Raw genomic sequence first — 16,561 nt, forward strand, 5'->3', positions numbered from 1 at the left:
GGAACTGTCGCACTTGGCTTGACAATCCGTCATAAAAAGAAAATATAAATTGCCTTACAGATGATTTCAGCAATTTCAGTAATTTCATGGAATCTTCATTTGTGGCTAAAAAAAGAACCCGACTTCAGCATCCGCTGTGGTCCGGGTTCTTTTGCCTTTGACCCATCTAGAACAGTTCGGTTAGTCCAATCATCGTAATCAGACCAAACAGGAAGGAGATCGTAGCTGCGCGTGCATTGCCGTCACCATGACTCTCAGGGATGAGCTCTTTATAAACGATGAACATCATTGCACCTGCTGCGAACGCGAGACCGTAAGGCACCAGTCCGGCAACAAGACTACTGAGTGTATATCCGATCATGGCCGTTATAATCTCTACAGCCCCAGTTAATGTTGCAATGCCAAGTGCTTTAAAGCGGCCGATGTTCTGATTGACGAGAAAGAGAGCGACCAGAAAGCCTTCCGGTGCATTTTGCAAACCGATAGAAAAGGCAATCAGGTTCCCTAAGTTTTCATCCGTACTTGCATAACTTACACCGACAGACAAGCCTTCCGGCAAGTTATGCATTGTGATGGCTGCGATAATCATGAAAGCTTTGCCTTCAATTTTGAAAGGCATCTTTTCGGGGTTTTCCAGATCTACGTGCGGAATACGCATCTCCAGCACCAGTAGAACCAGACTGCCGAGCATAATGCCAAAAGCAAGAACAAATAAATTAGATTGTCCCAGTGCTTCGGGAATGAGATTGTACACCGAGGCTGAAGTCATAATACCCGCTGCGTAAGCGAGCAGAATGTCGCGCAGAAGATGTGATATTTTACGCATAAATAAGATCGGTACGGCCCCAAGTCCGGTAGACATGGCCGAAATAATACTGCCGAGTAGAGCGTCGTTCATGCTTCCATTTTCCCTCCTGATGAAGACTTCTTCATAATCGCTGCCGAGCATTGACACCGTACATAAAAGAGATCATAATGAACAACAGATTAGAATGATTATAAATTAGAATTCCGTTTCTGCATAGGTGAATCGTCATATTCGTAGGCAGCTCTTATGGACATGATGTGGGCTATCCGTTCTAGTGTATGCAAAGGCTCGTGCTTTTGATGCCGGAGAACCTGATCTTTTTGCAGAACCTGGGGGAGGAACTATACATGTATAAATCAATTATTATCGGAACAGGCCCAGCAGGGCTGACAGCAGCAATCTATCTTGCACGTGCCAACTTGAACCCACTCGTTATTGAAGGACCGCAACCGGGTGGACAGCTGACAACAACGACAGAAGTGGAAAACTTCCCGGGTTTCCCTGATGGCATTATGGGCCCTGAACTGATGGACAACATGCGTAAACAAGCGGAGCGTTTTGGCGCAGAATTCCGTACGGGCTGGGTAAACAACATCGACATGAGCGAGCGTCCTTTCAAAATTCAAGTCGAAGGTATGGGCGAACTCGTATCCGAGACGTTGATTCTGTCTACAGGCGCATCTGCTAAATATTTGGGTATCCCAGGAGAAGAAACAAACGTGGGCCGCGGTGTCAGCACATGTGCGACATGTGACGGATTCTTCTTCCGTAATAAAGAAATTATCGTTATTGGCGGTGGCGATTCCGCACTGGAAGAAGCAAGCTTCCTGTCCCGTTTCGGTTCCAAAGTAACACTGGTGCACCGTCGTGAAGAACTGCGTGGCTCCAAAATCATGCAAGATCGTGCACGCAGCAATGAGAAAGTAGAAATGGCACTGAACCGCACGCCACTTGAAGTGATTGCTGGCGACAACGGCGTAACTGGCCTCAAAGTGCTTAACAACGCAACTGGTGAAGAAGAAGTGATTCCGGCAAGCGGCGTATTTGTAGCGATCGGTCACACACCAAACACAGGTTTCTTGGGTGGTCAGATTACTACAGACGAGCATGGTTACATTTTGACAACTCCAGGTACTTCTGAGACAAACATTCCAGGCGTATTCGCATGTGGTGACGTTCAAGATACACGTTACAAACAAGCCATTACCGCTGCAGGTAGCGGATGTATGGCTGCAATGGACACCGAGAAATTCATTGAAAGCCTGGAGCACAGCGCAGTAGCGTTGTAATTCGGAAAGCCCGATGTTTAAACAGTGCTTCATTTAGCTTATAAATAATTAACCATATATAACAAATAATAATTCTGAGGTGAACTAAACATGGAAAACGTAATTGTATACACATCCACCAACTGCCCGAACTGCAAATCCGTCAAGGCTTTCCTGGCTGATAAAGGTATTGCTTACGAAGAGCGCAACATCGAAACAAGCGACGAGTTCGCACAACAAGTATGGGATATGGGCGTACGTGCAGTTCCTTTGACTGTAATCGGTGAACACCGCATTCTGGGTATGAATAAAACACAATTTGCTAAAGCATTGGACGCTTAATTCATGCTTGGCTAGCTATGGTTGCTGGCTATGTAGTTTAACAGAATTGAAGCTATTCCGGTTCGCGCGAGCCGTTTGAATATAGAAGTAAGATTGGGAAGGGACCGTACCGTATAAGGTACGGTCTTTTTTTTAATTTTTCTGATGTTGGAAGAAATGGGAGGAAAACAAAAAGAAGACGCGTAAGACAACGTCTGGACTTGAGGACATTGCGCATAAGCGTCTCCTTTTTAGTCGGAGCAACATCATTTGCCTTTGAGTATAGGAGTACATTCAAGCGTAAAGAATTCTCCGCTAGAAAAAAATACTCATGCATGTCTGAAATACGACATACACCAGTAAGCCTGACAGCATGTACATGAGACCAGCCTTCTTTTTGCTCTGAAAAAAACGAAGTATGCCCAGGCTGAACAGGGGCGCAAGCACAATCAGGAACAGGAGTACGGTGACAAATACTGGCGCCGAGATATCTGATGTATCCACGTAGGTCACGAGTTTCACTCCGTTTCATTATCGGATAACACGGCAACGAGAACGCTGCCATGACAAAAATCACATAATCTCATTATACCTCTGGATTTCTTTAACAAAAAGGGAGGAAATGGGGCGAAATCTTGTCAATTTTAATGATTTTTAGCTAAATATTAAACAGAGACCCTTACATTACCTAAAAATTGGGATATTGCAGAATAAGCAGCCCCTATTCGAGTTGAACGGCTACCAAGTGCAGCCCATTCCACTTGCAGACTTCGACGGTGATAAGGCAGGGTACGTTCCTCGACCACCTGTTTGAGGGCTGATTCAATCCAAGGTTTAGCTTCCGAAAGCGGCCCGCCAATAATAATACGCTCCGGGTTGAAGCTATTTACGATGTTGGTAATGCCAACGCCCAGCTTGCGTCCGATGATATTGTATAAGGCGATCACGTCCTGATGTCCGTTCTGGGCGTGTTCAATCAGTTCTTTGGTCGTATGTGCAGGCAGGTGCTGCTGATCCGGGTGTTCGTATACTTTTTCCGAAGCATATAACTCCCAGCATCCCCGATTACCGCAAGAACAAGGCAGACCCTCTGCTTCAATGGACATATGTCCAGTCTCACCCGCGTAACCCCACGCACCCTTATATAATTCACCATCAACCATAATGCCTGAACCAATCCCGATCCCTGCACTGATATAGATCAGATGACGCACACCAACACCTGCACCAAAGTTTAATTCGCCCCGTGCTCCCGCGTTGGCCTCATTATCAATGGTGACAGGCAGGTTGAAGCTTTCTTCCATCATGGATCGCAAGGGCACCATCTCCCACTTCAAGTTGGGCGCAAACAGTACGGTTCCTTGCTCATCCACCATCCCTGGAACACCGATGCCTATGCCAATTACTCCATGCGGAGAGGGGGGAGCCTGCTTTATCAGGTGACTAGCGGCCAGCTTTAATTGTTCAAATACAGACGTTGCATCGTGCTGCTCCAGGTCGATGGCATATTCAGCAACGATATGTCCTTCAAGGTCGGTGAGTACTCCCTTCAAACGCGTTACGCTCAGTTCCAGACCTACAGCATATCCAGCCGTACCTCTGAAAAGCAGCATTAGCGGTTTACGTCCACCGCTAGATTCTCCTGGCCCAATCTCCTGCACCAACTCATCGCTGATCAGATCCGCTACCAGATTGGAAACCGTTGCTTTGTTGAGACCGGTCACTTCGGACAATTTCGCCCGGGAAAGGGGGGCATGACGGCGAATCGTATCCAGTACGATCGACTTGTTTATTTTTTTGACCAGCATCTGGTCTCCGGTAATTTTCATATCGATAAGACACTCCTATTCTTTGTAACAAAGGATTTCATGTATATCCGCTAAGAAGCTATTCGACTATTATAGCGTAAACGAAGCGGGAAAAAACAATTTTATTTTTACTTTGTTTAACCAATAGACAAAGTAAAATGGATGTGTTAGGATAACGGTGTAAACGATTTCTTAAACAAACTCTTTTAAAACTTTTGAGGAGGCATTTATCACATGGCCTATTTTGAATCCGTTAATAAGATTGCATTCGAAGGTAAAGATTCCAAGAATCCATTTGCTTTTAAACATTATAATCCGCAAGAAGTTGTTGCTGGCAAGACGATGGAAGAACACTTCCGTTTCGGTATGGCTTACTGGCACACATTAACTGCAGGCGGTAGTGACCCGTTCGGCGCTGAAACAGCAGTACGTTCATGGGATAGCTACTCCGGTCTGGATAAAGCGAAAGTTCGTGTGGAAGCGGCTTTTGAATTTATGGAAAAAATGAATCTGCCATACTACTGTTTCCACGATGTAGACGTGGCTCCAGAAGGCGCATCACTGCGTGAATTCTACAGCAACATCGACACCATCGTTGATTTGCTGGAAGAGCACATGAAAGCAAGCGGCAAAAAGCTGCTGTGGAACACAGCTAACATGTTCTCCAACCCACGTTTCATGTTTGGTGCAGCATCCACTTGCAACGCAGACGTATATGCTCACGCAGCAGCGCAGATCAAAAAAGGTCTGGAAGTAGGTAAACGTCTCGGTGCAGAAAACTATGTTTTCTGGGGTGGCCGTGAAGGTTACGACACATTGCTGAACACGGACATGCAACTGGAGCAAGACAACATTGCTCGTATGTTCCATATGGCTGTTGACTATGCAAAAGAAATCGGCTTCGACGCTCAGTTCCTGATTGAGCCTAAACCTAAAGAGCCAACAAAACACCAATACGACTTCGACGCAGCAACTTCCATTGCGTTCTTGCAAAAATATGATCTCGACAAACAGTTCAAACTGAACCTTGAAGCGAACCATGCAACGCTGGCTGGTCACACATTTGATCATGAAATCCGCGTAGCGCGTATCAACGGCATGCTCGGTTCCCTGGATGCGAACCAAGGCGATCTGCTGATTGGCTGGGATACGGACGAGTTCCCGGTTGATATGTATGATGCTACTCTGACCATGTACGAAGTGTTGAAAAACGGCGGTTTGGGCAAAGGTGGCGTAAACTTCGACGCGAAAGTTCGTCGTGGCTCCTTCGAACCTGAGGATCTGTTCCTGGCTCACATCGCAGGTATGGATACGTATGCGAAAGGTCTGAAAGTCGCTTCCAAGCTGATCGAAGACCGTGTATTCGATGAATTCATCGAGCAACGTTACAGCAGCTTCAACGAAGGCATCGGTGCAGAGGTTGTTGCAGGTAAAGCAACACTTGCTTCCCTCGCGGAGTATGCTTTGAACAACGAAAACCCACGCAAAAACCAATCCGGACGTCAGGAATTACTGAGAGCAAAGCTTAACCAATACATCCTGGCTGACTAGGGTGGGTCTGAAAACGCTGAAGGAAGCAGATTTTGCCGAATTTTCGTTCCAAACCAGGAAAGTTTTCCGCAGGCGTGCCGGGGCACGTCAAGGGAAAGTGACGCAGTATGGAGCGAAAAGGGGTAAAAGATGCACTTCAGTGGGTTTCAAGACACGCCCCGATAACAGTCTTAGAGGAAGAGTAGATTCCTGCCCAAGCGTACTGCCTATGGCTAGATCATTGCCGTAGATAAAGCAGGAATCATACCTCTTCTTACTCGGTGCAAAAGTATGTTGCACCCTGGACGTTGAATAAGCGTGACATTCAAACCGTCCCCGCTTTCCTCTGGGAAGGCGGGGACGGTTTGTTGTCATTGTTGGCCCCCGAGTTGCCCCAAACGAGTACGTTTGTACCGTTTGAAAGCAACGTTACAAGGGGCATGCAGAAACGGAGTGAGCAGAAAGGACTCGGAGAAACGAAGTGTTCGCATTTACAACCGGATTTCACCCTTGAAAAGGGGAAGTGAAGAAATCCGGGGGTAAGGGGCGATCGGAGGGTTTTCTGCACACGGAGTGGCTCAGCATGCCGCACCTAAGGTTTCAATCCTGTATAAACGAAAGGAGTATACTTATGAGTTATGTAATTGGCGTCGATCTCGGAACGAGCGCGGTCAAGACCGTTTTGGTCAATCGTGAAGGTAAAGTGGCATTTGAAGCATCGGAGGCTTATCCGCTGTACCAGCCTAAAGCTGGATATAGTGAACAAAATCCAGAGGATTGGGTGGAGCAGACAATTGTGTCGCTTCGCAAATTGCTGGAAGTATCTGGCGTGCAGCCTTCCGAGATTGAAGGATTAAGCTTCTCCGGGCAGATGCACGGGCTGGTGCTGGTGGATGCAGAAGGTAAACCACTGCGCAATGCCATCCTGTGGAACGATACCCGAACGACAGCACAGTGCCGCCGGATTGAGAAGGTTCTTGATAGCAAGTTACTCAGCATTGCCCGGAACCGTGCATTGGAAGGATTTACGTTACCTAAAATCTTGTGGGTGCAGGAAAATGAACCTGAATTGCTGGAACAAGCGTCTTTGTTTCTGTTGCCAAAAGACTACGTCCGTTACCGCCTGACTGGCGATTACGCGATGGATTATTCCGATGCAGCGGGTACGTTGCTGCTGGATGTGGCAGGCAAACAATGGAGCACGGAGATCGCATCCGCATTTAATCTGCCGATGACGCTTTGCCCGCGCCTAGTTGAATCATTCGACGAAGTCGGCACCTTGTTGCCTGAGATTGCAGAGCAAACAGGCTTGGCGCCAGCAACCAAAGTATTTGCTGGCGGTGCCGATAATGCCTGCGGTGCAATTGGTGCAGGCATATTGAGTGAAGGACAGACGATGTGCAGCATCGGTACGTCCGGAGTTGTTCTCTCGTACGAAGAACGAAAGGATCTCGATTTCGAAGGGAAAGTGCACTTTTTTAACCATGGTGAGAAAGATGCCTTCTATATTATGGGTGTGACGCTGGCAGCAGGATACAGTCTCTCCTGGTTTAAAGACACCTTCGCAGCGGACAAATCATTTGATGCTCTTCTACAGGGAATTGACCAGATTCCGGCAGGAAGCAACGGATTGTTGTTCACGCCATATATCGTAGGGGAGCGCACACCTCACCCGGATGCCAACATTCGAGGCAGCTTTATCGGCATGGATGCCGGGCATAAACTGGAGCATTTTGGACGTGCTGTAATGGAAGGCATCACCTTCTCGTTACGTGAGTCGATTGATATTTTGCGTGGTGCAGGTAAGACGGTCAATGAGGTGATCTCCATTGGAGGCGGAGCGAAGAACGAAGCTTGGCTGCAGATGCAAGCGGACATTTTCAATGCAACGATTGTGAAGCTGGAGAGTGAGCAAGGTCCGGCGATGGGGGCAGCTATGCTGGCGGCTTATGGCAGTGGCTGGTTCCCGACAATGCAAGAGTGTGCGGCGGCGTTTATTCGTCCAGCGAAATCTTACGTACCAAACCCGGAGACGGTAGCGGTATATGACGGTTTGTTTGCCCTTTATCAAGAGGTGTACGGACAGACACGCGGCTTGAATGATCGTTTGGCGGCATATCGTTAAATCGAAGGTTTCATAAATAGTCCGTATTCAAAAATAAACTGAATAGAAATATCCTGTTCCAAAAGCATTCGCGCAAGCGAGTGCTTTTTTTGTGTTAGGTGTGAAGTAAATCCCGAGGTGGCTATGCCGGAACACTTTGCCCTGCATAACCGGATTCCAGCTTAGCATAGATTGGATATAGAGGGTTTGCGTCTAAAAGAACCGGAAGCATGGGGGTGTGGGGTTGGAAGAACAGGAGCAACACAAACGGGAACAGGGCAAGGAACAACCAGTTAGGAACAGGCCGCATATCACCTTATCCATGATTGTATGCAACGAGGAGAAGCGATATCTTAGGCGGGCACTTATGACACATCGTGCATGGATTGATCGGGCTGTCATTATTGATGATGGAAGCACGGATGGGACGGCTGCTATGTGTAGGGAGCTTTTACACGGTATCCCTCTAGTACTAGTGCAGAATCCGGTCTCGCGTTTTTCCGATGAGGTGAGTCTGCGAAAACAACAATGGGAGGAGACCCTTTCAACTAACCCGGAATGGATTCTTAATTTAGATGCAGACGAGGTTTTAACGCCGGATTTTGGTGTTTTGAGGGATGACCTCTTAAGTGGATTGGAAGAAGCGATTTACTTCCGTTTATATGATATGTGGAGTGAGACTGCGTACCGGGAAGATGTGTACTGGCAGGCTCATATGTATTATCGACCTTTTCTAGTCAAGTATCGTCCCGGGATGGTCTATGAATGGAAGGAAACACCGCAGCATTGCGGACGATTCCCGTTGAGCATTCAGCATCTGCCCTATGCCTGTCATCCCCCGCGAGTAAAGCATTATGGCTGGGCAAGAGAAGAAGACCGCGTTCGCAAATATGAGAGATACCAAACACTGGACCCCGAAGCAAGGTATGGCTGGAAAGAGCAATATGAATCGATATTGGATGCAGAGCCTCGGCTTATTCCATGGTCTGATTAAGGGAAGGGAGTGAGCTTCATTGGTGAAAGACCCGCTAGAACGTAAAAACAGTAACAAAAGTGTCCAAGGTGAAACACAAGCCGATACCATACCCTCCAAATCTCAGAAGGAGAACCAACATCAACAGCCACAGCCACAGGAAAAGGAAAAGGAAAAGGATGAGGATGAGGACATCTCGCAAAGTACCCGTGAGCGTATCCTGATTGCTAGCCCTGTACGGCAGACAGCTGCCATTCTGAATGAATTTCTGAATTCCCTGCAGAGCCTTGAGCGAAAGACGGTGCGTACAGACTATTTGTTTGTAGATGATAATGAGGAGGAAGCCTCCTCCCAAATGCTGAACGATTTTGTACTTCGACATAACGGTAAGGTGATCCATGCTCGCGATATGAATGGTACGGAGAGTGGGGACGCGGACGACCCAGGAAACTACAACAAAGATGAAGGTGGGCATTACTGGAGAAACGAACAGGTATGGCGAGTGGCCAGGCTGAAAAATAACATTTTACAGTACGCACGTGAACATCAATATGATGGCGTGTTTCTGATCGATTCTGATCTGGTGTTGCACCCTCGAACGCTGGAACAATTGGTATCGAACCAAAACGAGATTGTATCCAATATTTTTTGGACCAGCTGGCAACCGGGAACAAAGGAAATGCCGCAGGTATGGCTTCAGGATGAATATGCACTCTATCGGCGGGGGGGTTCAGTTCTCGAGGCAACAGAGGCGCAGGATGAGGACGCACAGGCGAGCGCCTTTCTAAACCAGCTACGTATTCCGGGTTGTTATGAGGTGGGCGGATTAGGCGCTTGTACTCTAATTCGGCGATCTGTACTTGAAGCGGGAGTGAATTTTGACCGTATCCCGAATGTTTCTTTTTGGGGAGAGGATCGTCATTTCTGCATTCGTGCTCAGGCGTATGGGTTTCAACTGTTTGTGGATACCCACTACCCAGCCTATCATATCTATCGTTTGTCCGATTTACCGGGGGCGGCGGCCTATAACCGCAGAATTAAACGAGGCGAAGAGGGAATTCGAATTAGCTTATGTATGATTGTAAAAAATGAAGAAACTTCCCTCGCCAGATGCCTGGATTCCGTAAAAGGAATTGTCGATGAGATCGTCATTGTGGACACAGGTTCCACGGATCGTACAAGGCAAATTGCGGCTCAGTACACCGACTGTATTTTCGATTTTGAGTGGGTGGATGACTTTGCGGCGGCACGTAATTTCGCCTTCGACCAAGCTTCCTGTGAATATATTATGTGGCTGGATGCGGATGATGTGTTTGAACCGCAGGATCGCGCCAAGCTGATCGCATTGAAACAGTCGCTTGATCCGGCTGTGGACAGTGTAACGATGGATTACAACCTCTCCTTCACGCCAGATGGAAAGGTCTCGTATAGTCTACGGCGAAATCGTCTGGTGCGGCGGGATCGCCAGTTTCGCTGGATTGGTGCAGTGCATGAATACCTTGCTGTAGCAGGCAATTTGCTGCATAGTGATGTGGCTGTGACCCATAAGAAAGATAAGGTGTATACAGATCGAAATTTGCGAATATATCGCAAACGTGAACAGGCCGGTGAAGACTTCTCACCGCGTGACCTCTATTATTTTAGCAATGAACTGAAAGACCATGCTTTTCATGAGGAAGCCATAACCTACTATGAGAAATTTCTGGACACCGGACTGGGATGGGTGGAGGATCGGATTGCCGCCTGCCAAAAAATTGCGGATTGCGAGGCCGTACTGAAACGTCCGGAACGGGAATCGGCGGCGTTGTTTCGTTCTTTTGCCTATGATTTGCCTAGAGCAGAGGTGTGTTGCCGACTGGGGGGATATTTTGCTGACAGAGAAGACTATCGCCAAGCTATATTCTGGTACGAACAGGCTGTGCAGGCGAACCGTCCAGGTGATCCGATGGTTGTACTGAATGAAGCCGCATGGACTTGGATGCCGCATCTGCAACTATGTGTATGTTATGATCGAATGGGCAACCGAGCGAAAGCGAAGGAGCACAACGATATTGCCCTAACTTATCATCCAACTCACCCAAGCATGTTGTACAATGATCGATATTTTAAGGATTTGGCGAAGGAAAGTGTAATGGAGAACGCATAGAGTTTAGTTTAATGGGTTTGAATAGCGATACATGATCAGCACGTTAGTTGCCATAATGCATGTAATGCACGGAAATGTTGCATGTGTAACTCCTCCTTTTCAAAAAAACTAGAATGAATCCCAAGGTTAAAAGAGTCCACCTCTTCGCGATGAAGAGGTTTTTTGTTTCTATTTTAAAAACCAAAATTAAGGTAGTGTGCTCACAGGGGAGAAAATCGGCAGTGTTATAAATGAAGAATTTAAGTAACAAGCGGTGAAATTTATCCAAAACATAAACGAAGGCGCTTGGGGATCTCGCGGAAGAACTTAATATCCCGAAGGATAAGTTTGTGGAAAACCCTCGCTCAGAGTTTTCTTTGGAGAATGTATCTCGGAGTGGATGTTAAAATGTCGGAGCGGTTATTACATTACGTTAATGGGATTCATGGTGCGTGGGTAACTGGCTCCGACTTTATTCTAACGATCACAGGAGAGCTTATTTCAAGACTTTTGGGGGTTTGAAAATTCTAATGATCACCACAGACGCTATTTCGCCAAAAATGGACAAAATCGGGTGAAATCATAACTAATTTGAGTAAATAAGCTCTCTGGAGATCGTTAGAAAATAAAAAGTGGCGAATCAGGCCAAATAAGCTCACTGGTGATCGTTAGAAGATTTAAATGCTATAATGCTATGCCTAAACCGAATCGGCTTTCATAAATTGCAACCACATAATGAAAATGTCTTGATGTCTTGATGTCTTGACACCACTGGTGGACTTATTGTTGCTTTGTTTAAATTCCCTAACTTCACATCACTACGTCCACAGTTCCCTAATATGGATTAATGTATTTCATCCAATGGAGCATATGCATTACAATAGTTTTTAACGGAAAAGCAGTGTACACCAAGACGGGTCCTCGGCTGCCGAATCTGAACGAAGTAAGGGAGTGAATGGATATGAATCTGACAAAAGTATTACTCGAATCCAGACTGGTCGCAATTGTACGTGGCATAAGCCGGGAAGCGGCGGTGACAGCCGGTCAGGGGATGACCGAAGGCGGCATTCGTCTAATGGAAGTCACGCTGAATACACCGAATGCGCATCAGATCATTGCTGACTGGCGCGAACGTCACGAAGGACAAGCCTATGTCGGCGCAGGCACGGTACTCAATGTGAGCATGGCGAAGGAGGCCGTGTCTGCAGGGGCACAATTTTTGGTCTCCCCCAATGTCGATCTGTCTGTCATTGAATATGCTGTAGAACACGGTGTTGAGATTTGGCCCGGGGCCATGACGCCTACGGAGATTGTTGCTGCGCATGAAGCAGGAGCACGGGCTGTTAAGCTGTTTCCTGTGGCTAGTCTGGGTATTCCATACCTGCGTGAAATCAAGGCACCTCTCGATCACATCCCACTGCTCGCAACGGGTGGTGCGACGCTGGAGAATATCGCTTCCTATTATGAGGCAGGTGCAGCCGCAGTAGGCTTGGGAAGTGCACTTTTGCCAAAAGAAGCTCTGAATTCAGGAGATAGTGCACAGATTGCAGAGCGAGCGAGAGCATTTGTGAAGGCGGCGACAACGAGAACAGACCGGTAGACTGAGGTTAGGTAACGGTAAGAGTAAAGGCACTGGAGCAGAGGTTTTAATTTAAGAAGAAATAAGTAAATTAGGCGTAATGGGGTATATATAAAAAGAGTTTACACGGTTAATCGTTATAACAAACAAAAAGTGGAGATCATTTAACGTGTAGTTGATCCTGTTATCGTATGATAAGCGTATGTCAGTAGCCAGAGAGGAGAGAGGCCTTGTGAAAGCGAGAACGATGATTGGCGGTATGTTGGCAGTGGCCGCTGTAACTGCGGGTGGTTTATGGAAGGCAGCGGTAAAAAGCCAGACACCCAAAAAAATTCCGATTACGTTGACACCGCCGATGCCTTTTGAGGATATTACCTTTGAAAGTGGAGGGGGACAGGTGCAAGGTTGGTTTATTCCAGCGAGACCCGATGTTCCTAAGCCCTGGCCGCTCGTAATCATCGCACATGGCTGGGGTTCCAATCGCTCTCGTGTATTACGCTATGCACGCCCCATCTGGGAGGCCGGGTATGCACTGTTTATGTATGATGTACGTAGTCATGGAGCCAGTGATCCTGTTCGTGCTGCATCGGCCTATCTGTTCAGGGACGATCTACTGGCTGCGTTGACCTATGTATCAGGCCGTTCCGAGATTGATCCCGAAGCGATTGGCGTGTTGGGGCATTCCTTAGGTGGACTGGGGACGATTCTAGCAATTACAGAAGGCATTCCAGTTTCCGCCGTGGTTACCGACTCCATGCCATCCCAATTTCAGGTGATCGTCAGTTCGGAACTGAGACGCCGGCGTTTGCCGCTGTTCCCACTGGCACAGTTGATCCCCCGAATCTGGTTTTGGCGGTTAGGTGAGTCTTTAAAGACTTATCAGCAGAATGATGCCGTAATGATGCTGAATGAGCGGAGAAGAAGCATGCAGTTGCCATTCCTGATGGTACACTCCAAGGGGGATAACTTTATTCCGCCGAGTGAACTGGAATATTTTATGTCCAAAGCCGATCCGCCGGTAGAGCATCTATGGGTTAACAGTGAAGGACACAGTTGCTCAGAGGAAGACCCGGCTTTTTGGGACACGGTGATTCCGTTCCTGAAAATGCATGTTCGTTCTGCTCCAGAGCGAGTTACGCATGATGAAGCTACAATAAATCAGGACGGAACAGATCTGCATCATAGTGCAGGTTGATAGAAGGAAACGCCAACTTGATTGGCGTTTTTTTGTTTTGTTTTTTCATTATACAGAAATTCACAATTGTAAAATTACCCGGAAAACAGCGATTAAAAAGGAAGCTTATGGTATCATAGATTAGAATGGCAAAATTCATGCGAGAGTATTTATGATGCATCCTGCATGAGATTGAAGGGAGAGGTAACCATTTTGAGTTGGGATTGGAACATGAATGGAAGGCTAAAAACGTTCACAGCCAAAGCCGCAGCAACAGCAATGGCAACTCTGCTGTTTACGACACAGGTACCGGGTTTGACGGGGAGCGCATCCGCTGCTCAGGCGGGAACTGGCTCAGTGAATGAAGCAGTGTCGGGGGAAAACGATCAACTAGACGTAACAAGCAATGACGTGCCGGAGGGTGCAAAAATTTCATCCAGGCAAGCCGCTGATAATATATTAAAGCTGTTTCCGTTATTAAAAAAAGCGACGATCTCGTCTGCTAATTTCGATGTATCCAATTCCTACCCACCGCCGGATTACAAGGTATGGGATATTGGATTTCAAATTGTACAAGGTAATCATTCCATGGGATTCAGCGCGAATGTGCATGCAGGTACGGGGGAAGTCCTAAGCGTACATTTGCCATCTGAATTTGTGGAGAGTCAGCTGTCATCCGGTTCAGATGTTCAACTTACCAAGGAAGAAGCTGAAAAAACAGCTTTGGAACTGCTACATCAGGCAATTCCTGAACTACAGGAAGGACAGTATGTGCCGCTAGGAGACACGGTTTCACCTGTGGAACAACAAGCGTTATTTGGCCGCAATGAATATCAGTTTGTCTATAACTTAAAACATGATGGCGTCGTGTCGGATGCAGAGACAGTCTACATAACTGTGGATGAGAGAGGTCAAGCCACATCGTATTCACGTTCGACCATCTCGGCGAAATATCCTTCCTCCAAGCCGAAGGCCTCGGAAGAGCAGGCCAGACAGGTATTTGAAGATGGATTTGATGTAGAGCTTGCCTATATCTCCAAAGAACAATGGTCATCCAGACAAGGGCAAAAATATGTTCTCGGTTATTTGCCCAAAGGTGATAGTATGGGGCCGATCAACGCTAACACGTTAGACCGAATTGACGTGATGACAGGAAAAGCCGTGGACAAGAGCAGTTCACAACAAAATAAAAAAGTAACAGGCAATGGGCCGGCATTTGTTGCAGCCAACGGTCAGCGCTTAAATGTGCAACAGGCAGTAGAGCGGGTTGCAGCCAATTTTGACATTCCCAAGGATTACAAACTCGAACACAGTCAATTAACCAAAGGTTACTATGGTAATGCGAACAGCCAGGTCTGGAGTCTAAGCTGGAGCAATCGCAATGCAAACATATCCTATATGTTCATGCGTGATATTTCGGCACAGGTCGATGCGGTTACCGGACAGGTCTACAGCTACAATTTGATGCAACGGGTTGGACCAGAGATGGGGCAGGAAAAACCTTCTCAAGAGAAGGAGAAAAAGACGGTTACTTCAACACAGGCCGAGAAACTTGCAATAAATACGATCATTGCCGCTGTACCACAAGCCAAAGAGCAGTATCAATTGGCCAGAATGATAGAAGCAGACGATGCTCGTACGTTTGTATTTCAGCGTTATTTGAACGGGATTCGGGTTCAGGATGACACGGCACAGGTGCAGGTAAGGAACAATGGGGATATTACTGAATTCTATACACGCCTTGCGGCATCTCCTGAGCAACTACCGGCAGATATTACACCTGCAATCTCTTACGAAAAAGCTAAAGAACTCTATCTGAAGAAATATACGTTAACGTTGAATTATGCTCGTTACGGTGGGTTCGGTTTGGGTACTAGTGAACCTGTACCTGTGGGGGTGAATTTGGCTTATGTACCTGTAAGCGGTAAGAAATCTCTATACAATTTGAATGAATTGCTGGATGCTAATACAGGTCAATGGTTCTTCATGTACGGTCTAGACCATGCGGCATCTCAGATCGAACCGACAGATATTGCGGGTCATATTGCTGAATCAGCTTTGCGTAACATGACCAAGCATAAGGTGTTGATTGCTGACGAGCAGGGACGTGTATTTCCGGATCGGGTCATTACCCGGGGGGATTGGTTCAACTATCTGGCAAGAGCAATTAATCCGAACATGGACATGTACTATAACAGTGAGAGCAATGAGAAGCTTTTTGCTGATGTAACGATAGAAAGTCCGTATTACAAGGCAGTGAAAGTCCTTATAGATCAACGATGGATCGGTGGAGCTGACCCTGAGAAGCAGCTAAAACCTGAGGAAGAAATGACACGTGAGGAATTGGCGGTCTTGCTGATGCGTATTCTGCGTTATGAGAAGCTCGCCGGATTCTATATGCAGCCGTCAGATTTGCCTAACATTGCCGACGCCAGTGCGATCAACAATAAGGGCGCTGTTTCTCTGAGCTTGAAGCTTGGCTTGTTACCTTCTATTGAGGGAAGATTCATGCCTGCTCGCAAAGTAACGGTATCTGAGGCATCTCAAGTTCTTGAACGACTTGCCAAGTTGCAAGGGAAGACGGACACGTTCATGACGGGTAGCCGCCTTTATTGATTCCAGGCAGGCTGACCTGCATTAATGTGTACGAATCTGTACGCATGCAAAGCCACTCATAAATTGCTCCAGAAAGACATAGGATGAAGTGAAGCGGCAAACATGATGACTGCAACTAAAGTTCAAGGGGCCTTCCGAGAAGGTCCCTTTTCCACTTGATTCCACTAAGATTGGAAAGATACAAGTCGAATTATTCTTTTACACGTTAACGAAGTGGACTGTGTGAAATTTTTAATTCAACTTATATACAACAAT

The 16,561-nt window shown here is 47.0% G+C and carries 12 protein-coding genes; 9 read left to right on the plus strand and 3 right to left on the minus strand.

Annotated elements, in window-relative coordinates; genetic code table 11:
• Window positions 1–166 precede the first annotated feature (166 nt).
• A complete protein-coding gene (locus H7T88_RS09870; RefSeq protein WP_221788294.1) occupies window positions 167–898 on the minus strand; it encodes a ZIP family metal transporter in 732 nt (243 codons plus the stop codon).
• A 257-nt stretch (window positions 899–1,155) separates the two neighbouring features.
• On the opposite strand from H7T88_RS09870, the gene trxB reads away from it, so the two are divergent.
• Both trxB and H7T88_RS09880 read left to right on the plus strand, forming a co-directional pair.
• Window positions 1,156–2,097 (plus strand): thioredoxin-disulfide reductase, encoded by a 942-nt coding sequence (gene trxB / locus H7T88_RS09875; RefSeq protein ID WP_090924450.1) that lies wholly within the window; start codon window positions 1,156–1,158, stop codon window positions 2,095–2,097.
• 90 nt (window positions 2,098–2,187) lie between these two features.
• On the plus strand, window positions 2,188–2,418 hold the full coding sequence (locus H7T88_RS09880; protein ID WP_221788295.1) for a glutaredoxin family protein: 231 nt from the start codon (window positions 2,188–2,190) through the stop codon (window positions 2,416–2,418).
• Between the two features lie 294 nt (window positions 2,419–2,712).
• Here the strand turns inward: H7T88_RS09880 and H7T88_RS09885 are convergent, their stop codons facing one another.
• Together H7T88_RS09885 and H7T88_RS09890 are read right to left on the minus strand one after the other, a co-directional pair.
• Entirely contained in the window at window positions 2,713–2,901 is a 189-nt protein-coding gene (locus H7T88_RS09885; protein WP_260510823.1) for a hypothetical protein, read from the minus strand.
• 161 nt (window positions 2,902–3,062) lie between these two features.
• Window positions 3,063–4,226, minus strand: a complete 1,164-nt coding sequence (locus H7T88_RS09890) for an ROK family transcriptional regulator (RefSeq protein WP_154960168.1) — start codon at window positions 4,224–4,226, stop codon at window positions 3,063–3,065.
• A gap of 213 nt (window positions 4,227–4,439) precedes the next feature.
• On the opposite strand from H7T88_RS09890, the gene xylA reads away from it, so the two are divergent.
• From xylA to H7T88_RS09925, 7 genes are all read left to right on the plus strand, one after another.
• Window positions 4,440–5,756, plus strand: coding sequence for a xylose isomerase (gene xylA / locus H7T88_RS09895; RefSeq protein WP_090924454.1), 1,317 nt, complete (start codon window positions 4,440–4,442; stop codon window positions 5,754–5,756).
• 610 nt (window positions 5,757–6,366) lie between these two features.
• Complete coding sequence (gene xylB / locus H7T88_RS09900; RefSeq protein WP_154891737.1) at window positions 6,367–7,860, plus strand: xylulokinase; 1,494 nt, start codon at window positions 6,367–6,369, stop codon at window positions 7,858–7,860.
• 223 nt (window positions 7,861–8,083) lie between these two features.
• Window positions 8,084–8,833, plus strand: a complete 750-nt coding sequence (locus H7T88_RS09905; RefSeq protein WP_260510815.1) for a glycosyltransferase — start codon at window positions 8,084–8,086, stop codon at window positions 8,831–8,833.
• A gap of 22 nt (window positions 8,834–8,855) precedes the next feature.
• Window positions 8,856–10,958, plus strand: coding sequence for a glycosyltransferase (locus H7T88_RS09910; RefSeq protein WP_312027601.1), 2,103 nt, complete (start codon window positions 8,856–8,858; stop codon window positions 10,956–10,958).
• A 940-nt stretch (window positions 10,959–11,898) separates the two neighbouring features.
• A complete protein-coding gene (locus tag H7T88_RS09915; RefSeq protein ID WP_221788296.1) occupies window positions 11,899–12,537 on the plus strand; it encodes a bifunctional 4-hydroxy-2-oxoglutarate aldolase/2-dehydro-3-deoxy-phosphogluconate aldolase in 639 nt (212 codons plus the stop codon).
• A gap of 211 nt (window positions 12,538–12,748) precedes the next feature.
• The gene (locus H7T88_RS09920; protein WP_253491369.1) at window positions 12,749–13,711 is read left to right on the plus strand and encodes an alpha/beta hydrolase; all 963 of its coding nucleotides are present in this window, start codon (window positions 12,749–12,751) and stop codon (window positions 13,709–13,711) included.
• Window positions 13,712–13,903: 192 nt separating this feature from the next.
• A complete protein-coding gene (locus H7T88_RS09925; protein WP_221788297.1) occupies window positions 13,904–16,306 on the plus strand; it encodes a YcdB/YcdC domain-containing protein in 2,403 nt (800 codons plus the stop codon).
• Window positions 16,307–16,561: the final 255 nt, after the last annotated feature.

Source organism: Paenibacillus cucumis (ex Kampfer et al. 2016), assembly GCF_019748695.1.
GTDB lineage: Bacteria > Bacillota > Bacilli > Paenibacillales > Paenibacillaceae > Paenibacillus > Paenibacillus polysaccharolyticus.